Below are 26,258 nucleotides of genomic sequence, written 5' to 3'. Positions count from 1 at the left end.
TTATACACAAAAAAAGCATTACCCTTCATGAAGGCAATGCCATAACTGCACCATTTGATTAATGCCATCCCCCACCCTCACTGCAGGCGGGCAATTACAATGTTAAGGACAGCAAAAATAAGGCCAAAGACAACCGTAATGCGGCTCAGAGCCTCATCCATATCGGTCGGTTTGCCGCTGAACATGGACTCACCGCCGCCAAGCCCAGCAAAACCGGAGCTCTTACCGGACTGGAGCAGGACGGACGCAATCAGGATGACACTGACGACGATATCTACAACCATTAAAACCGTTAACACTGGTATTTCCCTCCACTCATTAGATTCTTGTATTTTAGCATAGATTGAAAGCGAGTGCAAGTAAGGACGAGGTGCCAGCGAATTTATTCCAGTCCTTATTTTTACCGTCCCTCTTTGAAAAACTTTCTTCCATTTTTTCACTTCTGCGAGGGGTATCCGCATCTTATTGGCCTTTTTCAAGAAAAAATAATTTGAGTTAACTATATTGCAAATGATTTGACAAATTATCATCACGGTGGTACATTACTCCCCGGATAGAAAAATAGGAAGATTTGGGTAAATCTTATAGGGAGAGTGCAGACACGTTTCAGAAGGTGTGTGCCGCGAGTCGCAAAGCCGCAGGGCGGCCTTGTTTCCCGAAGGGCTCAAAGGGGAGAAATTCTTCCCTTAAGGCAGAAAATTGGAATGATGAAATGATCCTTCCGAAAAGCTGCTTCCCAAAGAAACCTGTTTTTCCATTTTGTTGTGGAATTTTTTTGCCGTGTTTCTTTGGGAACACGGCTTTTTTGTATGCGGCTTCCTATTTTTCGCATTGTCCGCCAGGATCTTGCTTATCATTTCATTTCCTTTTGAAACCTGTCCCCACACTCCACCAATCAGAAAGGAATGTGATTCATCTATGTACGTCTGTCACACAACAAAGGAACTTAGAAATGAGGTCAGCCGCGTCAAGAAAGAAGGAAAATCCATTGGTCTTGTGACCACCATGGGCGCTCTTCATGAAGGACACGCTTCCCTCATCAAGGCAGCCCGGGCAGAAAACGATTTCGTCATCGTCACCGTCTTTGTCAATCCTACACAGTTTGGACCGACGGAAGACTACGCTGCATATCCCAGGACTTTGGAAAGTGACTGCAAGATGGCGGAACGCGAAGGCGCCGACCTCGTCTTTGCGCCAGCCCCGGGCGAAATGTATCCCCACGAGGATATGACCTGGGTTGAGGTCACGGGTCCTATTACGAAGGTCCTTTGCGGAAGGACACGACCTATTCATTTTCGCGGCGTCGCTACGGTCTGTGCCAAGCTCTTTAACCTCACCCAATGTGACCGCGCCTACTACGGCCTCAAAGACGCTCAGCAGACCCAGGTCCTGCAGCGCATGGTTGAAGATCTCTTCATGAACGTCACCTTGCGCCTCATGCCCATTGTCCGCGAAAAAGACGGCCTTGCCAAAAGTTCCCGCAACGTCTACTTGAGCCCAGAAGAACATAAAGCCGCCCTTGTCCTTTCCCGCAGCCTCCGTCATGCAAAAGAAGCCTACGGAAAAGGCGAGCGGAGCAAGAAAGCCCTCGTTGACCTTGTGATGAAAGAAATCAAGGAAGAACCCATGAGCGACATCGACTACGTTGAAATGTATGGCATGCCCGGCCTCTTTGAAGTGGAAGAAACGCTCCATACGCCCGTCCTCCTTGCGGTTGCCGTCCGCTTTGGCACAACGCGCCTCATTGATAACGTCATTTTGGGGGTGGAAGCATGATCTACACCATGATGCACGGAAAGCTCCATCGCGCCACCATTACAGAAGCAAACCTGAACTACATGGGAAGCATCACCATCGATGCCGACCTGCTTGACGCCGCAGGCATCCTTCCCGGCGAACGCGTCCAGATCTGCAACAATAATAACGGCGCCCGCATTGAAACCTATACCATTGCGGGAAAACGCGGCAGCGGTGTTGTTTGCCTTAATGGTGCAGCCGCCCGTTACGCCCAGATAGGAGACATTGTCATCATCATCGCCTATGCCCAAATGGACGAAAAAGAAGCCCGCTCCTTTACGCCCAAGGTCGTCATGCTCGGCGAAGGAAATCAGCCGCTAAAAAGCCGCGGGACGGAAAAAGAACGGGAGGTGGCAGACTGATGCTCGATAAGCTCATCCGTTGGTCCACACGCTACATGGCCGTCGGCGTCATGATTGCAGGTTTTTTAGGGATTCTCTTCCCAGCGGCCATGAAACCCTACGCCCGCTTTATCCCCACCCTTTTGGGAATCATCATGTTTGGCATGGGCATGAGCCTTAAGGCCGAAGACTTTCGAAATGTCTTTCGGGATCCACGCTCTGTTGCCGTCGGGGCCATCCTGCAGTTTACCATCATGCCCCTTTTGGCCTATGTCCTTGTTACGCTCTTGGCCCTGCCTCCTGAAATTGCCATTGGTGTCGTCCTTGTGGGCTGCTGCCCTGGTGGGACTGCGTCGAACGTCATCTCCTTCATCGCTCATGCCGATGTAGCCCTTTCTGTATCCATGACCATGGTAAACACTATACTGGCCCCTTTCATCACGCCCCTTCTCATCTACCTGATTGCTGGGACGTGGATTGAAATCAGCCTTTCTTCCATGATGCTTTCCATCGTCAAGATGGTGCTCCTCCCCCTCATTTTGGGCCTTGCGAGCAACTATTTCTTTCCCCGCACTGTATCCCGTTTTTCCCGCTTCATGCCCATGTTCTCTTCCTTTGTCATTATGGTGACGGTTCTTTGCGTCGTCTCCCTTTCAGGAAGGACCATTTTGGACCACGGCCTTGTGATCCTCGTTGCCGTCATTTTGCATAACCTTGGCGGCATGGCCTTGGGCCACCTTGCAGCACGCCGCTTTGGCATGACGCCGCAAAAAGTGCGTGCCATGACCATCGAAGTGGGCATGCAGAATTCCGGTCTCGCCTCAGCCCTTGCCCTCATGTACTTTACGGCAGCTGGCGGCATTGCCGGCGCCATCTTCTCCGTGTGGCATAACGTATCCGGGTCCCTCTACGCCTCCTACTGCGTCGGAAAGGACGAGGAAATGGAAGAAAGAGAAGAGACAGTCCCTCTCCATGTAAAATCCCGCTCCTAATTCCTAGGAAATCAGCTTCATCATAGACAAAAGCCCCTCTAAAACGCATGACCTGCGCTTTGGAGGGGCTTTTTGATAGGACTATGCTTTTTTATAAAGTTTTATAAAGGGCGTTGAAGACTTTCAAGAGTTTTTCGTTCCGTCTTTCGGTTGCTTCCTTATCTTTCCCATTCGAGTAGTCGTAGAAGCCTTTCTTGGTCTTCACACCCAGTTCACCCTTTTCATAATGTTCCTTTAAAAGAGTGGGGATCTCATGGCTGTCATCAAGGTCCTTCATGAGGTAACTCGAGACATGGTAGAACGTGTCGATCCCGCCAAAATCCATGGTTTCGAGCGGTCCAATGCAGGCCCAGCGGAAAGCAAGTCCATATTTCATAACAGCGTCAATATCTTCAGCAGAAACAACACCTTTTTTCACCAAAGACAGGGCTTCCCGCACGACAGCCAGCTGGATGCGGTTTGCAGCAAAACCCAGGACATCCTTATTGACAATGACCGGTTTCTTTCCAATGGTGCGGGCAAGGTCCCGAACGGCCTCAGCCACGTCTTGGCAGGTTTCGTCATTTTTAATGATTTCAATAAGGAGAATAAGCGTCGGCGGATTGAACCAGTGCATCCCTAAAAAGCGTTCCCTGTGCGTCACAAATTGGGCCAGGGCATTGATGGAAAGACCTGATGTATTTGTCGCAAGGATCATGTCCGCATCGGCCATCTTGCAGAAAGATTCATAGAACCCCTCTTTAATGGCCATGTCTTCCGTCACGTTTTCAATGACAATATCGAGATGGGCGATGTCCTCCAGATTGGTCGTATAGTGGATCTTGTCGCGGCTCGTTTCACTGATGAGGGTCTTTGCACGCTCAAGCGTAGGCTTTCTATGGTTCCAAAGGGTCACATCAAAACCATAGGAAGCAAAGATATCCGCCATGGAATAGCCCATCGTACCAGCGCCGGCAATGCCGATTCGTTTGATCTCCATAATCAAGGCTCCTTTCAAGATCATCTCTTAGGTCTATCATAGCACTTTTAAGAAAAAGGCGGTAGTGAGCCGTATCTTTTTAAAGGCCCTTTATCTGTCGGAGCCGGGCGGTACACCCAAAAAGCACCGCATGGATTCTATGTTCCATGCGGTGCCGCCTGAGCCCAAAGCATGGCTTATTTTCAATTGGTGGAGATGAGGGGAGTCTCTTAACAAAGTGGCTACGTTTCTAACTATTTATGACTAAAATGATTTTGGTGCGCACTTAGTGCGCACTTTTAGTCAATGCTGCTTTTTCCAAGCTTTTCTACTGCGACCTTGCAAGCTTTAATTTTCCCGGATTTTATAAGCTTGGCAAATCTGTAGATGAGATCCCATTCATCATCAAAAGCCCTGACCTGATGCTGTTTTCTTGTTCCTTCTGGGCTAACAGAACCTTTAGGACGCCCAGCACCTGGGCGCATTCCCCCTCTTTTTGATTGAGTCATAATTTAGCTCTTCTGATTTGTATTGCTCGTAAAACTACGTAAACAGCCGTGGGAATCTGCTACGCCATGAAGGGAGAAATGAATAAGCTATATGCGATAACAGACTACCAGAAGGCTGTCGAGAGGTGGAAACGATGGTTTAAGGCGGCCAAGGCGAGCGTGATACCGGCCTTGGTCCGGTTCGCCAAGCTAAAGGAAAAGCGAATCGATGGTCTGGCAAATCACGCCAAATGCCCTATTAACACAAGCCGATTGGAAGGGTACAACATGATTAAGGTTGCCAAACGGAATGCATATGGGTACAAGAACGACAGATACTTTTTTACCTTGATTCGGTACTTGTCTTTACCTGCGTATGATTTGGCATCCCCCAAAAATACGTGAAGAATCGTTTTAAAATGGATTTTTAGTAAAAAGATAGTTACTTTACCAAATCAGGAATTACAATGGACTATGGTCGTTATTCGATTTTGAGGATCATTTTTCCCTTTGCCAAACCATTAATGATTTCGTTATGTGCTTGAGCAGCATCCTTCAAGAGAAGCTGTTTTCCAACTTTTGCACGAACAGCGCCGCTTTGCATAAAAGCACGCAATGCAAACAGGCTTTCCCGATATTCATTGGCCGGAGCATTCCACAGAGCCATGCCTAGGATAGTAGATTCATTGGCCATGGCCAGGCGCGGATTGATTTCAATCGTGCCACGATTGCCTACGACTACGATACGGCCATATTTTGCAATCACCTTCAAATCGGTCTGCAGATTGACATTTGCCAGGAATTCAATAATGACGTCCGGGCCTTTCCCCTTGGTTAATTCCATCAATTCATCCTGATTGTCTGCTTTGAGGTGATAGATTGCATAATCAGCTCCAAAGGAACGGACGATGTCCAAGCCTTCAGGAGTCGTGCCTGTACCAATGACGATGGCACCTACAGCTTTTGCCATCTGAACAGCTAACGATCCTACACCGCCTTCAGCCCCATGGATCATTACAATTTCGCCGGCCTTGATGTGAGCACGATGGAACAAAGCGCGGTATGCAGCCATTGCCGGAATACCAAAGGATGCGCCTTCTTCAAAGGAAATGAAATCCGGCAGCTTGTGGACCGAATCAGCATCGCAAACGACTTTCTGCGCATAGGTACCAGTATTGCGTTTTGCCAACAGAGCTGCAACGAAAACGCGGTCGCCGACTTTCACATGCGTGACACCTGCACCTACTTTTTCTATTACTCCAGCGCCGTCATAGCCGGGCGTATAAGGCAGTTCCGGTTTATAGAAATTATATGTGCCTGTACGGACATAGGTTTCATTTGGATTGACGCCGCAAAATGCAAGCTTAATCAGGACTTCGTTAGCTTCCGGTACCGGGTCAGGTACATCAACATATTTCAGTACTTCCGGTCCGCCGAATTCTTTCATTACGATAGCTTTCATGACAGGTTCTTCCTTTTTATACGGGTATTTAAAAGAATCTTATTTGATTTCAGCAATGGCTTCAATTTCACAGAGATAGCCAAGCGGCAACGCTACGACAGCCACGCAGGTGCGAGCCGGATGATGAGGGAAATACTTATTATATACTGTATTGAATTCATCAAAGTATGCAATGTCTTTGAGAAAAACAGTGGTTTTCACGACATTTTTGCAGCTTGTGCCAGCCGCCTCAAGAATATTTTGGATATTTTTGCAAGCTTGTTCTGCCTGTTCCGTTACAGTATCACCGGCAGGTTGCGTACCACCAGGAAGCAGTCCGATCTGGCCTGCTGTAAATACGAGATTCCCCGTTACCATTGCCTGAGAATATGGTGCCTGCGGATCAGCGCCTTTATTTGTATAGATGCATTTCATAATAGATAGCCTCCTCTGGATATGTTAGATATCGTACAAAATACTTGATTAATGGATATTTAATTCGGCCGTGCTATAGAGCGTTACATGGCCGCTAATCTTAACTACATTACCTCCGTCACGGCAGTAAATCGTACCGGTGCGAGGCGACAGCTGATGATTGATTATCTCTTTTTTACCGAGACGCTGAGACCAGAGCGGAATCAACGAGCAGTTAGCAGAACCACAAACCGGATCTTCCGGAATACCGATATTGGGGAAGAAAGTGCGGCTGACAAATTCACTGTCACTAGCTTGAGCCGTGATGAGGACACCTAGCTTATCGGTCATATGGGCAATAGCCTGATAATCGGGCTGGAAATTTTGGACCGTATCTGTATCTTTCGCTAAAATGATGAGATCGCGTGTCTGCCAAGCAGCTTCCGGTTTGAAGCCAAGGGCATCTTCCATTTCTTTGGTCACTGCAACTTTTTGGGGATGCCAGGATGGGAATTCAATTTCATACAATCCGCCTTCGCGAACGGTAATGACAATATCATCTTGATTGGCACGCAGATGGAATTCTTTCTTACCCGGTTCCACAAAATTTGCGAGGACAAACCCTGTACCCAATGTAGCATGGCCACACAAATCTACTTCTGATGTAGGTGTGAAAAAGCGGACACGATAAATGCCATCTACTTTATGCTTTACAAAAGCCGTTTCAGAAAGTCTATTTTCTGCAGCGATATTCGTCATGGTTTCATCTGTAGGGAATTCATCTACCAGGCAAACCCCTGCCGGATTACCTTTGAATAATTCTTCAGTAAACGCATCAACAACGTAGTACTTCATATTCATCAATCCTCCTTCTACTTCGTTTGTTTCCCGATTGGGAACCTGTTTATTTGATTTATTCAAGTATACTAGAGAGTCAATATTCATTCAATATTAAAATTGTGTGCAGTACGATTTAATAAATATATTTCAATTGATTTTTGCTTTTTCATCATAATAGTTGACGCAGAATTTTCAGGCCTTCTCGTAACTCATCATACGTAGAAGGTACACAAATACCCAGTCTAGCCGCATGGACAGGCATATCTTTACCGACAGCAAATCGTTGTGAGCCATAGACATAGACGCCATGTTCCAAAGCAAGGTGCTCAAATTGCTCTCCGGACATATCTTCTGATAAAATCAACCAGCGATGGAGACATTCTTCCGTGCCACGCACATCATAGCCTTTTAAAATTTCATCAACAATCCCGTTGCGAATTTTCAACCCCTGGCGCCGTCGTTCAAGCAAGCCTTCAAATTTTTCTGAAACGATCATGCGCGATGCCAATTCCATTAATAACGCAGATGGAGATAATTGAATCGCATATAAGGCGTTGCGCAAATTCTTAAAATATTTTTTAGGAGCCTTAATATAGGCTAAACGTAAAGCTGGAATCAGCGTTTTGGATAAACTGGCAAGAAAGATGGTTTGTTCCGGAGCCATATTGGCAATAGACTGATGAATGTGTGGAGAAAGCAGACAGTTAATGCCATCTTCTATTACCAGAAGATCCAGATCTCTGGCCAGGCGTGCAATCATTTTTCGGCAGGATAGTGGCATACTATGGGTCGTTGGATTCTGATAATCCGGCATGACATACAGACCGGTGATACCTTCATTGTGGTAGGCGTACTGAATTGCTTCAGCCGTAAATTCATTATTTTCCTGCCGAATAGGAACGAGATGAATGCCAATAAGCTTGGCAGCACTTTTTAGCCCTGGATACACAGTAGGTGCTGTACCAATACGATCACCAGGCCTGAAAAGCCCCGCTAGTACAGCATACGTTGCATTTTGGCCGCCGCTGGCGAAAAGGACATGATCAGCATCAGTATGGCATCCTGCCCGATCAAGTAATTTCACGGCCGCCTCTTTATGAAACAACATAGCAGAGTGATTATATTGCAACAGTCGTCCAAAATCATCTTCTTGTATCATTTTCTCCAAGAGCGTCACGACTTCATCCTGAGGAATTGTTTCCGGTGTAAGAGAACCCATATCTATCAGATAAGGCTTTTTTTTTGCAGGTGTATCGAAAATATTAGTCACCACATCGTACGCTACATACGTGCCACTTCCAACAGTACTAGTAAGCAGGCCTTTATTGGAGCAGAGTTTAAAAGCTCGTACTACTGTACTGACATTAATATCTAAAAAATCAGCTAATTCACGTTGTGGCGGCAGTTTAGTTCCTGGCAGCAAAACACCAGTAGCAATATCATTTTCAAGTTGTCTGGCTAACGAAATATACAATGGTTGATTGGTGCGGTTCAGTTGAGGCTTCCAGGACATATAATAGTTATCAAACGAATTAATGGACATAGGTATCGGTCCCCTTTCTGTCTGTTTTTTAACGTAAATAGTGAGTAAAGTAAATCCATTTACATTATATACGCGTAATTGTTTTACATACAATTTTATTATTGAATGCAGTATATATTCATGATATCATGAAAAAAATATAAAGAAAATATCCATAAAAAGAGAGGAAGAAAAGAGTATGGGTAAAAAAATTGTAGTTATCACATCCAGTTTTCGTAAAGATGGCAATAGTACCGCTCTTGCTGAAGCATTCATTGAAGAGGCTCAAAAAAAAGGTCACTCTGTCAAACGCTTCGATGCTGCCTATCTAAATATCGGTCCTTGTCATGGATGCGATACCTGCTTCAAGACGGGTAAAGCCTGCACCTTTGACGATGATTTCAATACGGTAGCACCTTATATTGAAGAAGCAGATGCTGTCATCCTCGCGACACCGACCTATTGGTTTTCCATACCTGGCAAAGTTAAATGCCTGATTGATAAACTCTATAGCTTCTGTGTTGGCAAAAAAGAAGCCATTGCCGGTAAAAAAGCTGGCCTGCTCTGCACTTGCCGGTCTCAGAGCACAAGCGACATGGAAGGTATCATCATGCCATACCATAAGGCCATTGACTATCTCGGATGGGAAAACATAGGCGAAATCCTTATTTTCTCTATGGATAAACCTGGCGAACTACAGCAAACTGCCGGACCTGAACAAGCTCGAGCTCTGGCTGACCAACTGTAAGGATGTACACACTACACCTTTGATCCTAAAAGATGGAGCTTTTTTAATGCTTAGTTTTGAGGTTATTGTATTGATTCGTTCAGACTGCGCCAAAAAGGGAATGTGAAATAACAATCCCCAGAAATACGAGTAGGAGGGATTTCTAAATAGAGATCCCGACCTCTCACACCACCGTGCGTACCGTTCGAAGCGCGGCGGTTTCCTCGTTTTCACAAACTTATTTGTAATAGCTCGTCATGGTTATATAACCAGGGCGGGCTATTTCTTCGTTCGTAAGGAATGAGCTCAGCATAAGCGCCACTCTCCATAGTCCTTTTCGGCAACTTGCCAGTTCATGCACTTTCCATTCTGGAATTGCGTATTGGCGCATCATGCAGTACCTTGTTCGCACCTTCTTCCACTGTTTCCAGTAGATTGCCCGGATTTTCCGCCGTATCCATGTATCCACTTCCATGAGCAGCTGTTTCATGTCTATCAGCTTGAAATCATTGACCCATCCGTGGATGAACTGTTTCAGCCTGATGGGCCTTACCGCATTCGGAGTTAGTTTGTTGCGGTCTAAAATGGCCCTCACCTTCTCCTTCATCTTTGCTGCGGATTTTGCATGCACACGAAAACGAAGTTTCCCTTTCCTCCTGTAGAATCCATATCCCAGGTATTTTACCCGGCTAATGTATGGAGCCGGCGTCTTTTCCCGATTCACTTTGAGGAACCGTTTCCTTTCTATGTATCGTGTTATGCTTTCCAAGGTCCTCTCTGCACTTCTCCTGCTTTTGCACAGTATCATGCATTCGTCGGCGTAACGGACAAATTTATGTTCTCGCCGTTCCAGTTCCTCGTCCAGTTCATTAAGCATCACGTTGCTTAATAGTGGGCTTAAGGGGCCTCCCTGTATAGCGCCTGTTTCGCTTCTCTCAAATATCCCGTGGTTCATGATTCCTGCATTCAGGTATTTGTGTATCAGTGAGATGACAGCTCCGTCCTTGATGCTTCTTGACAGGACTTCTACCAATTTACTCTGGTAGACATTGCCGAAGAATTTCTCCAAATCCATGTCCACCACATAGACATATCCTGCATCTGCATAGGCCTTACACTGTTTCAGGGCGTCATGCGCTTTGCGTCCCGGCCGGAAGCCGAAACTGCTGTCTGAGAACTGCGGTTCATATACCAGCGTCAGCTCTTGCGTAATCGCCTGCTGTATCACCGGTCCACAACCGTCGGGATTCCCAATTTACGGAATTTTCCTTTTTCTTCTTTGGGTATTTCTACCCGTCGGACGGGTTTGAATTTATACTTCCCATCCCGTATCTGCTGTAAGAGTTCCAGTCGATGCTCTCCAAGGTACGGTAGAAGTTCATCTACACTCATCTTGTCGACACCGCCTGATCCTTTGTTGGCCTTTACCCTGTGATACGCGGCATTCAGGTTGTCTCGCCTCAGGACTTGCCCCAACAAAGTGTCCGCTCACAAGTTTGCAATGATGTCGTTGTGTTCGGCACTCCTCACAGGGATAGGCGTTCCCGCATATCCTTGCCGCTTGGCAGCTGCTTTTCGCGGGCAACCTTCTCTATGAAGTTTTCTGCTTTTAATGACCTCTTTTGACTCCCTTCACTAACTGATATTTCCTAAGATTCGGCCCTTCCTGGACGGTCTATAACCCGTCCAGGACGATGGCCTCTGCTGACTTCCTCACGATAAATCTTGTTTGGGCCACAGCTGCCATTTTCATGGCTCCGGCCCTATCCGTGAGGCCTCCCCGCGTAAGAACACACTCTTTCTCTCCACCCACCTGCCGCATCTACCCTTGGGGATTCCGAGTCATTATGGGACTTCAGTCTGTTTTACTCCCTTATCCATCCCGAATTGGCCTTATGCGGTTTCTGTTCGTCAGGTCAGAGATTTGCCTGCACCTTCCTTCAGATTCCACCTCACGGTGTCGCTTTTGGTGTTCGGCTATGACTTACTCGAACAGTCTAAGGACTTGCATCCTTAAGAGTGCCCCTATGCCGGGCGCACAAAAACACCGCATGGATTGATTCATCCATGCGGTGCCGCCTGAGCCCAAAGCAGGGCTTATTTTCAATTGGTGGAGATGAGGGGAGTCGAACCCCTGTCCGAAAGCATTGCCATGCAACTTTCTCCGAGCGCATCCAACATACTTTATTTCGGGGCATCATCGCCTATTGGCGGGCTAATCAGTCCCTATCTCGATGGATTTCCCACGCGACCTCCGAGAATTGGCCCTGTGGTATCCTGCAAGTGTCGTTCACTTTCCTTCAGCAGGAATGAAGAAAAGGAACGTTAGCAATTAAGCTGCTAAAGCGTAAGAATCTTCTGCGTTTATAACGCGTTTCCACCGTTTTATGGGGTTGATGGAATCCCAGCTCGCTTATCACACAACATCTACCCCCGTCGAAACCAGTACATCCCCAGGGTTTATTTGAGCTTCATCATAGCACATCCATCGCCAAAAAGCAATGAAAGTAAAATGAGTTACACTGAGCCGAGAATGACTGCATGATTATCAGAAATCTTTTCATTAATATTAATAATTTTCATGATTTTTATTTATTTTCTTCATTTATTGTATAAAATCGCGTTATGTCTTTTCCTATTATAGCTGTAGGAATATAATAGACTTACTTATTTTTAAGGAGCGTGTTATGATGAGCACAAAAACAAAAACAGCACCCCTCAGCAGTTACCGGGATCCGATCATTCTAATTACAGGATGCGTGATTGGGGCTATATTGGGCCTTGTTTTTGGGGACAAGGTCTCTTTTCTCAAACCGATTGGACAGATTTTCCTCAATCTCCTCTTCTGCCTGATTGTTCCCCTTATTTTCTTTTCCATTGCGGGCTCCATTGCTAATACGAAGGATACGGGCAAGGTCGGCAAGATGATTGGACTAACGCTCCTTATTTTTGTAACGACGGCCATCCTTTCTGCCATCTTGATCCTTGTCGTGACCCATTTTACAGGGGTTCCGACAAATTTTACGGCCGTGACCAAAAATGCAGCGGCAGCAAAGCCCATCAGCGTCAGTGACCAGATTGTCGGGACCCTCACGGTCGGCGACCTGCCGCTTCTCATTTCCCGCTACCACGTCCTGCCCCTCATCATCATGACCATATTCTTTGGCATCTGCGTCTCCCGTCTTGGCGACGAAGCAAAGCCGATTATCGACTGGATGAACGCCATGACCAAGGTCTGCTATAAAATGGTGGCCTATCTCATGAAGCTTGCGCCCCTTGGCCTTGGTGCCTACTTTGCGGACCTCACCGGAACCTATGGTATTGAGCTCCTAAAAACCTATGGCAATGCCATGCTCGTCTTTTATTCCGTCGTTTTCCTTTATTTTTTCCATTTCCTTGGTTTTTATGCTTTCCTAGCCGCAGGTCCCTGGGGCGTACGGAATTTCTTTAAGGTCATTCTCGCTCCGGCCCTGACGGCCCTTGGGACACGTTCGTCAGCAGCAACGATTCCGCTTCAGATGGAAGCCTGTGATAAACTGGGCGTACCGCGTGACATCTCAAGTGTTGTCATTGCCATGGGCGCAACTTGCCATATGGATGGAGCCTGCATCGCCATGGTCTATGCCGAAGTGCTGGCAACGACGATGTTTGGGGTTCCCCTCGAAGGCTTTGCCTTCCTTCTTGCCATTTTTGTAGGTGTAACCTCTTCTGTTGCAACAAGCAGTGTTCCAGGCGGGGGAGCGGCCGGCGAAACCATGATTGTTTCTGTTTTCAGCCTTCCCGAAGCGGCTTTTCCCATCCTGCTCATGATTGTGGAACTCTTTGATCCAGGCTGCACACTTCTCAATTCCTGCGGCGACACCGTCGTTTCCATGCTCATTACGCGCATTTTCCACGGGAAAGACTGGTATAAACAAAACTTGAACCCAAATCAGGAGGCCATAGAATGAAAATCAATGCCCAATATGTCCTGCAGGAACCGCCTTACGGAGATGCCACTCAGCCAGATTCACAGGACTTCATCCTTGAGGTTGCAGGCGACCGCCTGTTAGGCGAAGCGTACCTTCCCAGCGGCCTTTATGATGCGCCCCATCCAGCCGTTATTGTCTGCCACGGCATTCCCGGCACCAATAACAACGACGACCTATGCCAAAGCCTGCGCCGAATGGGCTGCGTCGTCATCAGGCTCTATCACCGTGGAGCCTGGGGCAGTGCCGGCACCTACTCGTTTTCTCACTGTCTAGAAGATACGGAAGCGGTCCTTTCCTATCTTGCCACAGGCGGCACGGACCGCTATGCCATTGACCCATTGCGTGTCTTTCTCCTTGGACACTCCAACGGGGGCAACACGGTTATCAACGTTGCAAAGCGCCATCCAGAACTGCGCGGCGTCATCGCCTACTGCCCCTTTGATCACAAGGGGGCGGAAACCCTTCTCGGAAAAGAAGGCCTTGCCTCCATGCTCACAGAAGCGGCCACAGTCCTTCATATCGAAAGCCCCGAAGCGTTAGTCAATGACAGTGAAACGCACCGCGACGAATGGGCCTTCCCTCTTGCTGCCTACCCTTTGAAGGATCAGAACATCCTTATCATCGGCGGTGAAAAAGATACGACAGCCCCACCCCAATACATGATCGATCCCTTCTGGAACCTTCTTACAGACCAGCAGTCTCAGGCTATTCACCAGCGTGTCGACCTTCTGGGCAACCATTCTCTTGATACGTGCCGACTGAAACTGATTGAAACGGTGGGGACGTTTATTGAAAGCCTTTCATAAGGTAAGTCAAGGAGCCTTTCCTTTCAAGGAAAGGCTCTTTTCTGGTTTGCTATGATATAATTGATGAAAAATAAGAAATCGATTCGATTGTTTCTATGGAGGGCTTATGGATTTTCGAGAACTGCAATACGTTGTCACGGTAGCGGACTGCCGGAACATCACCCAAGCATCCAAAGAACTTTTCATTTCCCAGCCATCCCTGAGCCATGCCTTGGCCCAAATTGAAAAGGAAGTGGGTGCCAAACTTTTTGACCGCTCCCATCAGCCGTTAACACTCACGGATGCAGGGCGGATCTACGTTAAGACGGCACGCCTCATTCTTCGCGAAAAAACGGATATGAAAAATCGCATCGCTGATCTCAAGATAGGAAGTTCCGGCGATATCATTGTCGGTATCCCATCGGGCCGGGCCGGTTATATGTTTCGCCCTGTTCTGGGGCGCCTGCGTGAAAAGTACCCGGCCTCCCAGCTCTTTTTTAAAGAAGGCGGCACGAGTGACCTCTTGGAGCTTCTACAAATGGGAAAGGTCTCCTTTATCATCGTCCCCTATTTTGATGACGAGCTGCCTGTAGGAATCCATAAGGAACATATCTACGACGAAGAGATTCCTCTCATTGCCGCACCGGACTTTTTCAGCGATGCAGATTTTTGGGACAAAGGAGCGCGCCGCATTAACTTCAATAAGATTGCTAAAAAGCCCTTTATTGCCGTTAAAAAAAGACACTTCATCCGCACCATTGTGGACCGCGTCTTCCAAAAAGAAGGCATCATTCCCAATATTCTCACGGAAGTTGACAGCAGCTACGATGCCGTCCAGCTTGCAGCCTGCGGGATGGGCTACACCATTGTGCCCCAGCGCACGGTCATCATCCTCGGGGACAAACAAAATGGGACAAGTTTTTCCTACAGTGACCATCCACCCGTCTTTCCCATCCAAGCCCTTTATAAAAAAGGAACGTATCTTAATAAAGCGGAGAAATATTTGATTGAGCTGTTAAAGAAAGAGTTTGATGGGAAGGGAAAATAGCGGTCGAGCTGTCTCGAGCGTTCGGCTCTAGCTGTCTCGCGGCCATGTCCGCAGCTGTCAAGCGAAAAGAATACAAGGCTAAGGCTGCCTCCGGAAGCTGGCTAAGGATATGGAAAAGCCCTAACGCCGGCGCCAAACCGTGTCCCTGCGGGAATGGGCGCCGAATTACATTTGCCCTTAACCATGTCCCTGCGTCCTTCCACTTTGCTCCAAAACGGGCTTGGGACTCGGGCGAGTATGCCTCGCTAACGCGAGTGAGGTAACGTCACTGCGCGTCCTCATCCTCCATCAAAACGGATAAAATTCAGAGGTAACTTGTGTTTGGAAATTTCCCCGTTTCGGTCCCCCGCTTTGGCAAGGCGAAAGATCTGACGGTGACGGTTCGATGCTGGTGCATCGAACCTAAAGAATAAATAAAAAAGAAGGCCTTACCCCGAATCAAGACACCAATTCGGAATAAGACTTTTTGTTTTGAGCACTAGCTGAAGTCAGATTCTCATTCATTACTGAATTTAGAAATGAATGTAATCTTCACAGAGACTCACCTTATGGTCTTTTGTCTTAGAAACGGCGAATGCCGTTCCACCTGATCAAGACGATTTTAAAAAGGTTCGTCATACTTTTCCTTCCTGTCTTTTTTCCATTGACCTTTTTCGAATATGGCTCCAGATTGGCCCAGATGCTGAAAAAACACAAAGCAGCCAGACGACGTCGTACATTGATTGTCCGTACTTCTGGGAAGCCTGCCGTGTTTGACGACGCAGATGGACCGAGATGGACTGTAAGTGAATGAAGTTTCCTACATCATCCGAAAAAAATCCAAATTGCCATCTCATAAATCTTGAACAAGGCAACGAAGTCACCTCGTGCAGAAAATCGGAGTAATTTTTGCTCCGAGTAAAGATGAAAAAGGGGGCGGTTGTCTCCTTGCGAGCGGGAGCAAGGAATATTTTTGATAGTTCAAAACCGCTACTGGCAAGATTCCGTCGCGGCGATTCAGCCTCGCACGTGCGCGTTGAGTTGATTACTGTGAATAAGCGTCTCTCAGTAGTACAGTATTAGGGAGCTCCCATCTTCACGCGGTTGTATCCTGCCATTTTCGCAATTTTGATGATTAAACCGGCAGACGCCCCCCTTAGCGTGGCAGCCTGACAGCCTTTATCCTATCCCCCAACGTGAGACGGTCGGTCCATTGTGCGATAGGTCATAAGCCTCTTGCCTCAGAATAATCTTTTCTAAAGCAAGGGGCTCACGTTCTACATCAAATCAGCCCGACTATTGGGTCGTCCCCTATTTTTCTCGAATCAGGTAGCTCGCCAAACTCGCCACTAGGCAAAGTATAACGTCAATCAGCCAAATGAGCGTGTAATTGCCAAAAAGCTGATAGGAAAGGCCACCCAAATAAGCACTTAGGAACCCACCGATCTGATGGGCAAAAAAGAGCAAGCCCATGAGGGTTGCCACTTGATGAAGCGGAAAATGGCCGCTCAAGATGCCCGATGTGGGCGATACCGTGGCATCTCCGGTAAGGCCAAGACCCGTTGCAAAAAGGATGGCCGTTGTCATCGTTTTGGGCAGGACAAAAAGGTAGAATAGCACCCACAGGGCACGGAATCCATAGTAGAAGGAAAGGAGCCCACCTTTTCTCAGACGGGAACTGGCATACCCAGATAGCAGGGCGCCCGCAATGGTCGCAATGCCATAAAATGAAAAGGCCCAGCTTGCTTCCATCTTAGGAATCCCATAGGAGACGAATTGGGAAAAGAGATGAGATTCAATGATGACCATGTGGAACCCACACGTTGAAAACCCGGCGAGGAGGAGCTGGTACGTCCGTTCCCCCAAGGCCGACTGGATTTCCCCAAGGCCCAGTCGGGGAACATCCGTCCCGCCCTTTATCGTACTGTCCTTTTTGGTCAGATAGCGGATACAAGGAATGAGGAGCACCATAATAAGAGCAAGTCGGGGCATGGTCGACGGTACGCCGCCGTGTTGGAGAGAAAAGTTAAGGAGCGGGGCCAGAAAGAAATTGACCATACCGGCTGATGCGTTAAGGAGTCCCGCAAGAAAAAGAGAGCGCTCCTGTCCGACAAAAGAGATGGCAGACGACAGGACAAGGCCAAACGCAATGGCTCCCGTTCCAAGCCCCATGAGGACGCCGAGGGTCACGATGAGCATCCCATAGCTGGTACATAGTTTGATACCGAGGACGGAAAGGACCATGAAAAAAACACCTGACGTCAGGACGAATCGATTGGACCGTCGTGCCGCTAAGAGCCCAAATAAAGGCTGGGACGCGCCAAAGACAATCTGCATGACGGCAATGGAAAAACTGACCTCTTCATAGGAAAGGCCTGTCATATCCGCAATGGGTTCTAGCAGAATGCCAATACTTGCCCGCAGCCCTGCCCCCAGGCCATAGATGAGGCAGGCAATAAGTCCTAAAAAGAGGGCACTGCGCAAAGAAGTGTTTCCTTGTTTCATTTATTTTACCTCCAAGGGAAAGACCAGTTCCCCAATGGAATAAAGAGCGGCTTTACCGGCAAGTTCCACCCGGCTGCCCCTTATTTTGGTATAAAGGACGCCGGTCCGTTCCGATGCCTGAAAGGCCTTGATGTCATCCTTTCCTAAAATGGCGGACCAAAGAGGAACGAGATGACAGTGCCCGGACCCACAGACCGGATCTTCTGGCACACTGAGTTTTGGCGCAAAACTACGGCTTACACAGTCATAGTCCTTCCCGCGGGCCGTAATGTGAAGGAGCAATCCGTTTAGGTCAAGGGCTTGCTGTTGATTGATTTTTGCGTTCCTGACCGCGACTTCATCTGAAAGGATACAGACAAGGTCCCGTCCCATATAGGCACGTTCTGGACGCACACCGATGGCATCTGCCATGGCATCTGTGACAGGGACAGGCATGAGGGAATAGCTAGGAAAATCCATACAAATGAGATCCCCGTCGCGGCGCACAGTGAGGGGGCCGCTCAAAGTCTTAAAGCAAATTTTCTCCGCGTCCTTCTGATAAAAATGGAATATGACATAGGCCGCAGCAAGGGTGGCATGACCGCAGAGGTCGATTTCCCCGCCTGGCGTAAACCAGCGCAGATGGTATGCGCCTCCTTCCTGTACGGCAAAAGCCGTTTCGGAAAACCGGTTTTCCATGGCAATTTTCATCATGATGCCCTCTGGAATCCACGCATCCAAGATACAGACAGCAGCAGGATTTCCATTAAAGACGGTATCCGTAAAGGCATCGACAATATATTGTTTCATTGTAACGTCCTCCGTTTCTAAAGGAAGGATATCACGGTGACGAGAATTAGTAAAACGACTTTATCTAATGTTTAAATTAGAAATAGTGATGTATAATAAAGACAGCAAAATGAAAGGTGGTGCCTTTAATGCAGCGTTTCAAAGCCCTTCGGACCGTCCTGCGGCTAGGGAGTTTTACAAAAGCCGCCCACGCATTGGGCTATACCCAATCCTCCATCAGTCAAATGATGGCCTCTCTTGAAGAGGAACTGTCCTTTAAGCTCCTGATCCGTTCCAGAAATGGCATTACCCTTACCCAAGAAGGACAGCAACTCTACCCCTTTTTGGAACAGGTCCTCCATAGTTACGAAGCCATGGAAGAAAAGGCCCGTGAAATCAGGGGACTTGAAACGGGAGTGATTCGTGTAGGGACCATCTCAAGTATCACCTGCCGCTGGATGCCGCCTCTCATCAAAGGATTCAAAGCCCGCTACCCCAATGTGAAGTTTACCTTTCAGCAAGGCGATTACAGGCTCATTCCCGAATGGATCGAGTTGGGCATCATCGACTTTGGCTTTGTCTCCCCTGACTCCTGTCCCCACTTAATGACCATTCCCGTTAAGGACGGAGAACTTCTAGCGGTGCTCCCCCGTCGCCACCGCTGGGCAAAGGAAAAAGCGATTCCCTTGGAGGGCCTCCTTTCGGACCCCTTTATCCTTCTTGAAGAAGGAAACTACAGTGAACCAATGGAAGCCTTTCAAAAAAAGGGAATCAAACCCCATGTCGCCTACAGACTCCACGATGATTACGCCATCATGACCATGGTCGAAGCCGGTCTTGGTGTCAGCATCCTCGCAAAACTCATGACGGACCGAAATCCCTATGATATCGTAACTGTTCCCATAGACCCGCCCCTTTATCGACATCTTGCCATTTGTTATAAAGACTGGGATCTTTTGCCGCTGGCAAGTAAGCATTTCATCACCTATATCAAGGAGAAGGCGGATGAGTTGCCATAAGGACGTAAGACAGTCGTGCCATATACTGGGCTTACGGGCTTGATTCCAGGATTCAAGGACTCCATTTCAAGCCTCTGCCCTAAAGAAAAGCCAAAGACCCTAACCAAACCAGTCTCCTGGGTTCGGTTAAGGTCTTTTGATGATGGTGGCGCAACGATGGATGACCGCTTACTTTTTGCAAAAATAGCCATAACCGCAATAAGTGCAGGCGTCCGTTTTCACGGCAAAGTCTTCTTCTTCGCCAAGGGTTTGGAGTTTTGTAAGGAGCGCTCTAAGTTCTGCCGCTTCCCTGTCCCGGTCAGTAAGTTCCCAGGTCGAGAGATTGCGCAGAAAATGGAGCGAGGCCTGACTCACTTTCATGTGATAAAGGGCTTCGGCGGCAAGGCTATAGATGGCAAGCTGCCGCGAATAAGCTTTTCGTTCCATGCCATCAAGGGGCGGATGACCGCTCTTATAGTCGATGATTTCAAGCGTTCCATCTGGCAGATGGACGACTTTATCGATGCTGCCTTCAAAGTAGACCGACGCATTCCCTACAGTCATGAGAGGCAGTTCAAAATCGACTTCTGCATCTTGGGGAAAGTCCCCATAAGCAGCATAAAGGGGCGACGCAAGGTAGGCATCGATGAGGGGGCCCCCTTCTTTTCGGAGAACGTTCTTTTCCCCATCGCTGTATGATTCTTCAAGAAGTGCCAGTTCCTTTGCTTTTTCAGCCGGTGCCGTGCGGCAAAGTTCCAAGACTTTATGGATGTAGGTCCCCAGCGTTGCCGGCGGAATGCGGACACTCCCCGTCCCTACCACATCGGGATCAAGGCTCGGCATATGGCTCCGATACTGATAGAAGTAGCGGCGCGGGCAAAGGTCATAAGTCCCAAGGGCCGTGGCGCTAAGGATCACTTTCTGTGGAAATTCCACAGCTTTCAATTTTTCGAAGGCGCCGGCTTCAAGTTCAAGGGGCGGTGCTTCCTGGATACTAAAGGAAAGGGGTAAGGCAAGGATTTCCGACGCTTTCAGTTCCACCCATTCGACAAGGTCTTTTCCCTCACCATCATGGAAAATACGGCGCAGGCTTTCATACCAATTTTCCCGGCTCTTGACACGTCCTTTAGCCCGTTTTTCCCGTCTGACAGATTCCTTTTCTTCACTCACAGCAGCCGACAGGAAAAGATATTTTTCAGCCCGCGTCATAGCAACATAAAGCTGGCGTTTCTTTTCTTCCCACTCGAGGGCGCGATTGTCCTCGCTCAATTCTTCATAAAGGGCGGTCTTTTGCGGTCCTTCATCACCAGGAATCATAATGCCAAGACCAGCGCCGGGAAGATACTGAAGGCCGAGCCTGTCAGGAGGCGATTTATACTGTTGATCCGGTAAAAAAACAGCGGGAAATTCCAACCCTTTGGACTTGTGGATGGTCATGATCTGCACGCTTTTGGCGTCCGGTTCCAAGGCAGCGCCGCTTTCCCGAGCCTGCATCCTGCGCATCAGGTTCAATCTGTCCAAAAAGTCTTCGCTGCCGCCCCCTTCCTGCATGGCAAAGGAAGCAGCCATGGAACGCAGTTTCCACACGTTTGCCATCTTTTCTCGTCCATGAGGCATAGCAAGAAGGAGACTTTCCACATGGAGCGTCTCCATGATGGCATCAAAAAGTTCTGGCAAAGAACCCAAGCGGCTCACGTGCATGAGGACCGTGAGTTTCTTCCAAAGACTGACATGGCTCGGTTCAATAGATTGGGACAGGCTCTCCCACAGGTTCTTTTGGGGATACATGCGCAAAAGGCCAAGGATTTCTTGATCCGTGAGACCGCCGTACGGAGACCGAAGGACGCCGGCCATGGCCCAATCCACATCAGGCGAAAGAACGGCGGTCATGATGGTGATGATGTCAATGACTTCCTGCTGTTCATAAAAGCCCTTCCCATCCGTCATGGTATAGGGAATATGGGCCTCTGCAAGAGCTGCGGCATAAGGCTCAGCAAGCCGGATGGCCGGTACGAGAATGGCAATGTCCCCATACCCCAGTTCCTCATGACTTTTTACGATAGCATCAATCTTTTGTGCCACCCACTGAGCTTCGGCCCGCTGTGCGTCGGCAAATGTGCCGTCTTCTTGGTCAATGATGGCAAGAATGGGTTTTTGCGTCGCTTTCTGATGGGGCACAAGGTCCTGGGCCATGACCGCCTTTTGGGGGTCCGTCCCCAAGAGGTCACGGAAGAGACAGTTGCAGGACTCGATGATTTCTGGGGCAGAGCGGAAATTATCGGCCATGACAATGTCCGTTCCGCCAGAATGTATGATGTCATCACGGACAACACGGAAGACCGTGACATCGGCACCGCGGAATCGGTAGATGGACTGCTTGGCATCACCGACGATAAAAAGGTTCTTCCCCCGCAGCTCACTAGCTGTCGCCCCAGAAAGCAGGTAAACCAGTTCTTTTTGCTGCTCATTCGTATCCTGGAACTCGTCGACCATGATGTAGTCAAAACGATGCTGGTAGGCCCGGCAGATTTCGGGATAATTCCGCAAAAGAGAGACCGCCCGTCCTGCAAGGAAAGAGAAACTAAAAATTTCCTGACGCAGGGATTCTTCTTCGAGACGGTCCGCAAGGCGGTGCAGCAGGCCATTCCACGCTTTGGCATAAGGAATGGCCACTTCATTGCGTGCGTAACCTTGAAGTTTGATTAAGGCCTCTTTCCACTCCTTGATGAGAGGGGCCGCTTTTCCTGCTGCGCGGATAAGGTTCATAAAGGGAAGAACAGTTTCAAGATCATCTGCAACAAGGGCTTCATGGTAGATTGCCCGTGCATTTTCAAGCTCCAAGAGGGCGTCTTTCGTCTTTGAAGGTTTTAGGTCTGCCCCAGAGGCGAGCATGGCAAGGAAGGTTTCTTCCGCCCGGATCTTTGCTTCTTCCCAATCCTCTTGACGTACCACATAAGGGGAAGAAAGATCCCCCAAAGCCATGAGGTCCGGCAGGATTTCAAGAAGACCATAAAGCATGCTGCCAAGCCTCCCCGGGTGATAAAGGCCCAATAAAAGCTCCAGATCCTCATCTTCTTTTTTGAGCAGATCCCGCAGGAAGGCATCGATAACGGAAGCTTGGAATTCCTTTACTTCATATTCTTCCTTCACCGTAAACTGAGGATCCATCCCTGCTTCAACAGGATGATCGCGCAGAATCTGGGAGCAGAAGCCATCGATGGTCGTAATGGGCGCGCCATCAAGGTGGCGCAACTGTTCTTCGAAATGGGCCCGCAGTTCACCGCTCGTCTTCCCCACTTCTTCCAAGAGGGACTTACGGATGCGTTCCCGCATTTCCCGAGCCGCTTTGCGGGTAAAGGTAATGGCAAGGATCCTGTTGGCGCTTTTGTCCGGATCTTTCAAGATGGTCAGGAAACGCTCGACAAGGACCCGCGTTTTCCCAGATCCCGCACCGGCTGAGACGGAGACATTCCGGTCCAATGTGGTAATGGCAAGGGTTTGTTCTTTAGTGAAATCAGCCATTTGCATCCTCCTCAGCGCTCATCATTTCGTGGGTTTGGTTGTCCTTGATGCGGCAAATGTCACGGGCGGGGCAGTAATCCGGGCATTTTCCGTTGTACGGCTCTGCGGCAAAGTCCCCACTTCTCATGCGCCGAACAGCCGCAGCGATAACGTTTTCGGAAATCTTGAGAACGTCCTCCATATCCTTTCCTCGTACGCTCTTTGGTGCCTCTTTAGCCGCTTTGCCAACGCTCGACCACATGCCGCCCACGCGGCGTCCCGTTCGGATATCTCCATAAATAGCACCAAAAATCTGTTGGTCAATAAGACCCAGATTGCGTTCGAGGACCTTGATGTAAAGGGGCAGCTGGACGGCTTTTCCTTCATCCATACGAGCCGTGGTCGGCCGTCCGCCCGTTTTGTAGTCCATGATGAGGTAGCCTGATTCACTTCGGTCAATGCGGTCAATCTGGCCGGAAAGATAGACTTTCTTTCCATCCACCGTAAGGTCATAAGGAGGCCAAGCCGCGCCTTTTCGGCCGAAGGCCTTTTCTACGGCACAAACCTTGACTCCAGTAGGGCTCTTTTCCTCATAGTCCACTTCCATGCGGAGCCAGCGCTTCAGCCATTCTTCATAGCTTTTTCGAATGTGGTCCGAGTAGCGGGACCGGGGAATATCCCCGTTCCGTTCCATTTCGGTATAAGCAGCTTGGTACGCCTCACTAAGTTCCTGCCACAGCATTTCCAGTTCCTTTGTAAAGAGCGCTTCCCCCAAGTGACGCCCCATGAAGCGGGAAAGGGTCAGATGGATCAGGTTTCCCACAACGTCCGGTGTAGGAAATGCCGTCTTTGCTTCTTTTACGTCAAGCTTCCACACATGAGTAAATAAGTACATAAAGGGACACGTGAGAAAACCGTCAAGCTGGGATGCGGAAAGATGGAGCGTTTCTTCCTGCGGTCCCAAATAGCCATTATAAAGGCTCTTTGGAGCAAACCGATTCTTTTCGTCCTGGGCCCGCAGCAAAATTTTCGCGTCCACATGGTCTGCCAGATAGGTGGCTTCCTTTTCGCCCAGATTTTCCGCTTCCATGAGATAGCGTACCATTTGGGGCTCGCTGTAACAGTCATGGACATCTGAATGATACGTCACAAATGGCAGGGCGTGAGGCGTGAAAAAGTGCCGCAGCCGTTCAATATAATAGCTTGCGCCGCCCTCATCGTCAGCAAACCAGGAAAGATGAACTTCCTTTTCGGCAAGGCTGACAGCCGAAGCAAAGAAAAAGCGATCCCGGGCAAGGCGCCGTGCGGACGTACCCAAGGGGATATCAAGAGCAGCAAGTTCTGTCCGTTCTTCATCGCTGTAGAGCCAGCTTTCCCGGGAAATAGCCGGAAAGAGCCCATCCCTCACGCCCAGGATATAGACATAAGGATAAGGAACGCCTTGAATATCGGAGGCTTCCATGACACGGATACCTTCTTCATGACTCGGCGTCAGCGTAATAGTCGTGCCAATGAGGGCCTCCTTCCAATAAGAAAAGATGTCCCCCAATCCGACGGAGAGGTCCTTGCTGCCGACAGCTTCAAAAAGGGCTTCGAGACGGTCAAAAAAGGCCCTGACGAAGTCTTCGGACTGAGCCATGATCTTCACTTCCGAAAGGGTCACTTTTCCCTCCTGATGGAGCCTGCCAAAGGTCCGCACAAGGTCCCATTCCGTGAGCCTTTCGTCAAGATAATCCCGCCACTGCGTACAGGTCTTTGGCGTCTGGAGCGCTTCAAAAAGAGGCTTCAGGTCCGAAACACCGGAAAGATGGGAAATGCGTTCCAAAAGGAACCCTGGCGTCTCGATATAGCTTTCCTCGACAAGGTGACCTACGGCTATCCGGTCCACATGGAAAAGTTCCTGCATGAGCGTTGTCTTCATAAGGGCTAGAAGGGGCATCGTATCATCCTTCGTTAGCGCTGCTTCCCAGAGTTTTGTAAGGAACAGGGGCAAAGGCTGACCGGCAAGGTCCGTCACATCTGCAAGGGTCGACAAGAGACCGTATTCTTCCATGTACCGGCCAAGACCCTGATAGTCATTGAGATTCCGTACAAGAAGGAGAATTTCATGGGGCGCCACGCCGCTTTTGAGCTTTTTCTTGACGTCTGTAAGGACCATCTTGATTTCGCTGTCAACGCTGGACGCTTCACCAAGATAGATGTGCTGCGCAGCCACGGCATCGCCAGTTGCTTTGGGAAACGTTTCGGCAAAATAGGCAAGGTCCTCAGGACGGCTCACTTTTTTTGGTGCAATTATCTTTTCATACCCATCTCCCAAGAGATCTTCTTCGAGTTTTCGCGTTGCTTCCGATAAATCAGGTCGCGACTCATCATAAAAAAGGCCAAAAGAGATGGAAACCCGTTTTCCCAGGGCTTTTACAAGAGCCATCTGAAGACCTGTCAGTTCGTTGAACTCACTGAAATACAATTTTTCCCATGGGAGAATCGCCCCTGGATCTTGCAGCACGTCAAGGGCCGCGTCATAGAGACCATTCAGGTCGCAAAGATGGCGTTCATTCATGAGAGCTTCATAAGCAGAAAGGATGAGGGCAATTTCCTTATCCTTTTCCCCTCCCCGCTTTTCCTCACGGTTCCAGGAAAGGACGGCGTTCTTGAAATCTTCACCCGTCACATGACACGTTTCAAGTTCTGTCAATAGCTGGACGACACTGTCACAGAACCCCTTTTTATCGGCAAGGGTCCTAAAATAAGGCAATAGTTCCTTTCCAACAAGATACTCGATGGCTTCTGATGCAATGCGGGCCTGCGTATCCCGGGAAATCAGCATCCGTTCATTTTCCCGTCCGTTTAAGCGCAGGATTTCCCGCGGCAGGGCATCGATGGTACTCGTCTTGACGACGCCATGGCGACGGACCAGGTTTCTAAAATACAGGTTTGGCACAAGAAAAAGGGCTTTTCCATAAGGGTACTGGACCGCTTCTTTCAGGAAATCTGGTCGCATGGTCTCCCCAAGGCCCGTGATCCATAAGGTTTTTTCCATGGTTCCTCCTTTGCCAAGATTCTTTTCTTTGGCTTCTTCTCCTATTATGACGGAAGCAGAACAAAAGTTCAATATAGTCCGTATCATAGGGTGAAAATTAACCCAGCAATCACCTTATCCATAAAACAAAGGACCTTTCCTCG

General features: G+C 48.7%; 22 protein-coding genes and 1 other RNA gene. 9 read left to right on the top strand and 14 right to left on the bottom strand.

Annotated elements, in window-relative coordinates; genetic code table 11:
• Positions 1-77: 77 nt before the first annotated feature.
• Positions 78-299, bottom strand: a complete 222-nt coding sequence (gene secG, locus DW817_RS02995) for a preprotein translocase subunit SecG (protein ID WP_009014692.1) — start codon at positions 297-299, stop codon at positions 78-80.
• Between the two features lie 619 nt (positions 300-918).
• Between secG and panC the strand changes: the two genes are divergently transcribed.
• Genes panC through DW817_RS02980 form a run of 3 tightly spaced genes read left to right on the top strand, consistent with a single transcriptional unit; the run spans position 919 to position 3,130 of the window.
• On the top strand, positions 919-1,776 hold the full coding sequence (gene panC / locus DW817_RS02990; RefSeq protein ID WP_120110985.1) for a pantoate--beta-alanine ligase: 858 nt from the start codon (positions 919-921) through the stop codon (positions 1,774-1,776).
• Positions 1,773-2,159 (top strand): aspartate 1-decarboxylase, encoded by a 387-nt coding sequence (panD, locus tag DW817_RS02985; protein ID WP_120110981.1) that lies wholly within the window; start codon positions 1,773-1,775, stop codon positions 2,157-2,159. The genes panC and panD overlap by 4 nt, the downstream gene beginning before the upstream one ends.
• On the top strand, positions 2,159-3,130 hold the full coding sequence (locus DW817_RS02980; RefSeq protein WP_014128521.1) for a bile acid:sodium symporter family protein: 972 nt from the start codon (positions 2,159-2,161) through the stop codon (positions 3,128-3,130). The genes panD and DW817_RS02980 overlap by 1 nt, the downstream gene beginning before the upstream one ends.
• 91 nt (positions 3,131-3,221) lie before the next feature.
• Here DW817_RS02980 and DW817_RS02975 read toward each other — a convergent pair whose 3' ends face one another.
• Positions 3,222-4,109, bottom strand: a complete 888-nt coding sequence (locus DW817_RS02975) for a 3-hydroxyacyl-CoA dehydrogenase family protein (RefSeq protein ID WP_243634054.1) — start codon at positions 4,107-4,109, stop codon at positions 3,222-3,224.
• Between the two features lie 278 nt (positions 4,110-4,387).
• Positions 4,388-4,597 carry a hypothetical protein gene (locus DW817_RS02970; RefSeq protein ID WP_026385584.1) on the bottom strand — a complete coding sequence of 70 codons (210 nt, stop codon included), beginning with the start codon at positions 4,595-4,597 and terminating at the stop codon, positions 4,388-4,390.
• A gap of 66 nt (positions 4,598-4,663) precedes the next feature.
• Here DW817_RS02970 and DW817_RS11010 point away from each other — a divergent pair, with 66 nt between their 5' ends.
• The gene (locus tag DW817_RS11010; RefSeq protein ID WP_026385585.1) at positions 4,664-4,981 is read left to right on the top strand and encodes a transposase; all 318 of its coding nucleotides are present in this window, start codon (positions 4,664-4,666) and stop codon (positions 4,979-4,981) included.
• A 76-nt stretch (positions 4,982-5,057) separates the two neighbouring features.
• On the opposite strand, the gene DW817_RS02960 is transcribed toward DW817_RS11010, so the two are convergent.
• The 4 genes from DW817_RS02960 to DW817_RS02945 form a co-directional block, all read right to left on the bottom strand.
• Entirely contained in the window at positions 5,058-6,038 is a 981-nt protein-coding gene (locus tag DW817_RS02960) for an NADPH:quinone reductase (RefSeq protein ID WP_009015428.1), read from the bottom strand.
• Positions 6,039-6,077: 39 nt separating this feature from the next.
• Positions 6,078-6,452, bottom strand: a complete 375-nt coding sequence (locus DW817_RS02955; protein WP_009015429.1) for a RidA family protein — start codon at positions 6,450-6,452, stop codon at positions 6,078-6,080.
• A gap of 48 nt (positions 6,453-6,500) precedes the next feature.
• On the bottom strand, positions 6,501-7,286 hold the full coding sequence (locus tag DW817_RS02950; protein WP_009015430.1) for a PhzF family phenazine biosynthesis protein: 786 nt from the start codon (positions 7,284-7,286) through the stop codon (positions 6,501-6,503).
• Positions 7,287-7,440: 154 nt separating this feature from the next.
• Complete coding sequence (locus DW817_RS02945; protein WP_016459508.1) at positions 7,441-8,814, bottom strand: PLP-dependent aminotransferase family protein; 1,374 nt, start codon at positions 8,812-8,814, stop codon at positions 7,441-7,443.
• A gap of 178 nt (positions 8,815-8,992) precedes the next feature.
• Between DW817_RS02945 and DW817_RS02940 the strand changes: the two genes are divergently transcribed.
• Complete coding sequence (locus DW817_RS02940) at positions 8,993-9,541, top strand: flavodoxin family protein (protein ID WP_120110973.1); 549 nt, start codon at positions 8,993-8,995, stop codon at positions 9,539-9,541.
• A gap of 217 nt (positions 9,542-9,758) precedes the next feature.
• On the opposite strand, the gene DW817_RS02935 is transcribed toward DW817_RS02940, so the two are convergent.
• The 3 genes from DW817_RS02935 to ssrA all read right to left on the bottom strand — a co-directional run bounded on the left by DW817_RS02935 (position 9,759) and on the right by ssrA (position 11,975).
• A complete protein-coding gene (locus DW817_RS02935; RefSeq protein ID WP_207802098.1) occupies positions 9,759-10,748 on the bottom strand; it encodes a reverse transcriptase domain-containing protein in 990 nt (329 codons plus the stop codon).
• On the bottom strand, positions 10,745-10,996 hold the full coding sequence (locus tag DW817_RS10660; RefSeq protein ID WP_196800432.1) for a hypothetical protein: 252 nt from the start codon (positions 10,994-10,996) through the stop codon (positions 10,745-10,747). Before DW817_RS10660 ends, DW817_RS02935 begins: the two co-directional genes overlap by 4 nt.
• Positions 10,997-11,628: 632 nt before the next feature.
• Positions 11,629-11,975: a transfer-messenger RNA gene (gene ssrA, locus DW817_RS02930) on the bottom strand.
• A 232-nt stretch (positions 11,976-12,207) separates the two neighbouring features.
• Here ssrA and DW817_RS02925 point away from each other — a divergent pair.
• The 3 genes from DW817_RS02925 to DW817_RS02915 all read left to right on the top strand — a co-directional run bounded on the left by DW817_RS02925 (position 12,208) and on the right by DW817_RS02915 (position 15,324).
• Positions 12,208-13,470, top strand: coding sequence for a dicarboxylate/amino acid:cation symporter (locus DW817_RS02925; RefSeq protein ID WP_120110969.1), 1,263 nt, complete (start codon positions 12,208-12,210; stop codon positions 13,468-13,470).
• Entirely contained in the window at positions 13,467-14,297 is an 831-nt protein-coding gene (locus tag DW817_RS02920; protein ID WP_009015435.1) for a S9 family peptidase, read from the top strand. Before DW817_RS02925 ends, DW817_RS02920 begins: the two co-directional genes overlap by 4 nt.
• A gap of 106 nt (positions 14,298-14,403) precedes the next feature.
• Positions 14,404-15,324, top strand: coding sequence for a LysR family transcriptional regulator (locus DW817_RS02915; RefSeq protein WP_009015436.1), 921 nt, complete (start codon positions 14,404-14,406; stop codon positions 15,322-15,324).
• A gap of 1,290 nt (positions 15,325-16,614) precedes the next feature.
• Here DW817_RS02915 and DW817_RS02910 read toward each other — a convergent pair.
• Complete coding sequence (locus tag DW817_RS02910) at positions 16,615-17,808, bottom strand: MFS transporter (RefSeq protein WP_120110965.1); 1,194 nt, start codon at positions 17,806-17,808, stop codon at positions 16,615-16,617.
• Positions 17,809-18,597: a PhzF family phenazine biosynthesis protein gene (locus DW817_RS02905; RefSeq protein ID WP_120110961.1), complete on the bottom strand. Its 789-nt coding sequence runs from the start codon at positions 18,595-18,597 to the stop codon at positions 17,809-17,811.
• Between the two features lie 128 nt (positions 18,598-18,725).
• Between DW817_RS02905 and DW817_RS02900 the strand changes: the two genes are divergently transcribed.
• The gene (locus tag DW817_RS02900) at positions 18,726-19,595 is read left to right on the top strand and encodes a LysR family transcriptional regulator (RefSeq protein WP_014128528.1); all 870 of its coding nucleotides are present in this window, start codon (positions 18,726-18,728) and stop codon (positions 19,593-19,595) included.
• Positions 19,596-19,763: 168 nt separating this feature from the next.
• On the opposite strand, the gene DW817_RS02895 is transcribed toward DW817_RS02900, so the two are convergent.
• Together DW817_RS02895 and DW817_RS02890 are read right to left on the bottom strand one after the other, a co-directional pair.
• Positions 19,764-23,096, bottom strand: coding sequence for an exodeoxyribonuclease V subunit beta (locus DW817_RS02895; RefSeq protein ID WP_120110957.1), 3,333 nt, complete (start codon positions 23,094-23,096; stop codon positions 19,764-19,766).
• On the bottom strand, positions 23,089-26,115 hold the full coding sequence (locus tag DW817_RS02890; RefSeq protein WP_243634053.1) for a PD-(D/E)XK nuclease family protein: 3,027 nt from the start codon (positions 26,113-26,115) through the stop codon (positions 23,089-23,091). Before DW817_RS02890 ends, DW817_RS02895 begins: the two co-directional genes overlap by 8 nt.
• Positions 26,116-26,258: the final 143 nt, after the last annotated feature.

It is taken from the genome of Acidaminococcus sp. AM33-14BH, from assembly GCF_003603525.1.
GTDB lineage: Bacteria > Bacillota > Negativicutes > Acidaminococcales > Acidaminococcaceae > Acidaminococcus > Acidaminococcus intestini.
Note: the sequence above shows the minus strand (reverse complement) of the source record. Positions and strands in the feature narration are given on the sequence as shown.

Coding starts and splice junctions, on each gene's coding strand:
- panC (WP_120110985.1), top strand. CDS start 919: ATGTACGTCTGTCACACAACAAAGGAACTTAGAAATGAGGTCAGCCGC.
- panD (WP_120110981.1), top strand. CDS start 1,773: ATGATCTACACCATGATGCACGGAAAGCTCCATCGCGCCACCATTACA.
- DW817_RS02980 (WP_014128521.1), top strand. CDS start 2,159: ATGCTCGATAAGCTCATCCGTTGGTCCACACGCTACATGGCCGTCGGC.
- DW817_RS02975 (WP_243634054.1), bottom strand. CDS start 4,109: ATGGAGATCAAACGAATCGGCATTGCCGGCGCTGGTACGATGGGCTAT.
- DW817_RS02970 (WP_026385584.1), bottom strand. CDS start 4,597: ATGACTCAATCAAAAAGAGGGGGAATGCGCCCAGGTGCTGGGCGTCCT.
- DW817_RS11010 (WP_026385585.1), top strand. CDS start 4,664: ATGAAGGGAGAAATGAATAAGCTATATGCGATAACAGACTACCAGAAG.
- DW817_RS02960 (WP_009015428.1), bottom strand. CDS start 6,038: ATGAAAGCTATCGTAATGAAAGAATTCGGCGGACCGGAAGTACTGAAA.
- DW817_RS02955 (WP_009015429.1), bottom strand. CDS start 6,452: ATGAAATGCATCTATACAAATAAAGGCGCTGATCCGCAGGCACCATAT.
- DW817_RS02950 (WP_009015430.1), bottom strand. CDS start 7,286: ATGAAGTACTACGTTGTTGATGCGTTTACTGAAGAATTATTCAAAGGT.
- DW817_RS02945 (WP_016459508.1), bottom strand. CDS start 8,814: ATGTCCATTAATTCGTTTGATAACTATTATATGTCCTGGAAGCCTCAA.
- DW817_RS02940 (WP_120110973.1), top strand. CDS start 8,993: ATGGGTAAAAAAATTGTAGTTATCACATCCAGTTTTCGTAAAGATGGC.
- DW817_RS02925 (WP_120110969.1), top strand. CDS start 12,208: ATGATGAGCACAAAAACAAAAACAGCACCCCTCAGCAGTTACCGGGAT.
- DW817_RS02920 (WP_009015435.1), top strand. CDS start 13,467: ATGAAAATCAATGCCCAATATGTCCTGCAGGAACCGCCTTACGGAGAT.
- DW817_RS02915 (WP_009015436.1), top strand. CDS start 14,404: ATGGATTTTCGAGAACTGCAATACGTTGTCACGGTAGCGGACTGCCGG.
- DW817_RS02910 (WP_120110965.1), bottom strand. CDS start 17,808: ATGAAACAAGGAAACACTTCTTTGCGCAGTGCCCTCTTTTTAGGACTT.
- DW817_RS02905 (WP_120110961.1), bottom strand. CDS start 18,597: ATGAAACAATATATTGTCGATGCCTTTACGGATACCGTCTTTAATGGA.
- DW817_RS02900 (WP_014128528.1), top strand. CDS start 18,726: ATGCAGCGTTTCAAAGCCCTTCGGACCGTCCTGCGGCTAGGGAGTTTT.
- DW817_RS02895 (WP_120110957.1), bottom strand. CDS start 23,096: ATGGCTGATTTCACTAAAGAACAAACCCTTGCCATTACCACATTGGAC.
- DW817_RS02890 (WP_243634053.1), bottom strand. CDS start 26,115: ATGGAAAAAACCTTATGGATCACGGGCCTTGGGGAGACCATGCGACCA.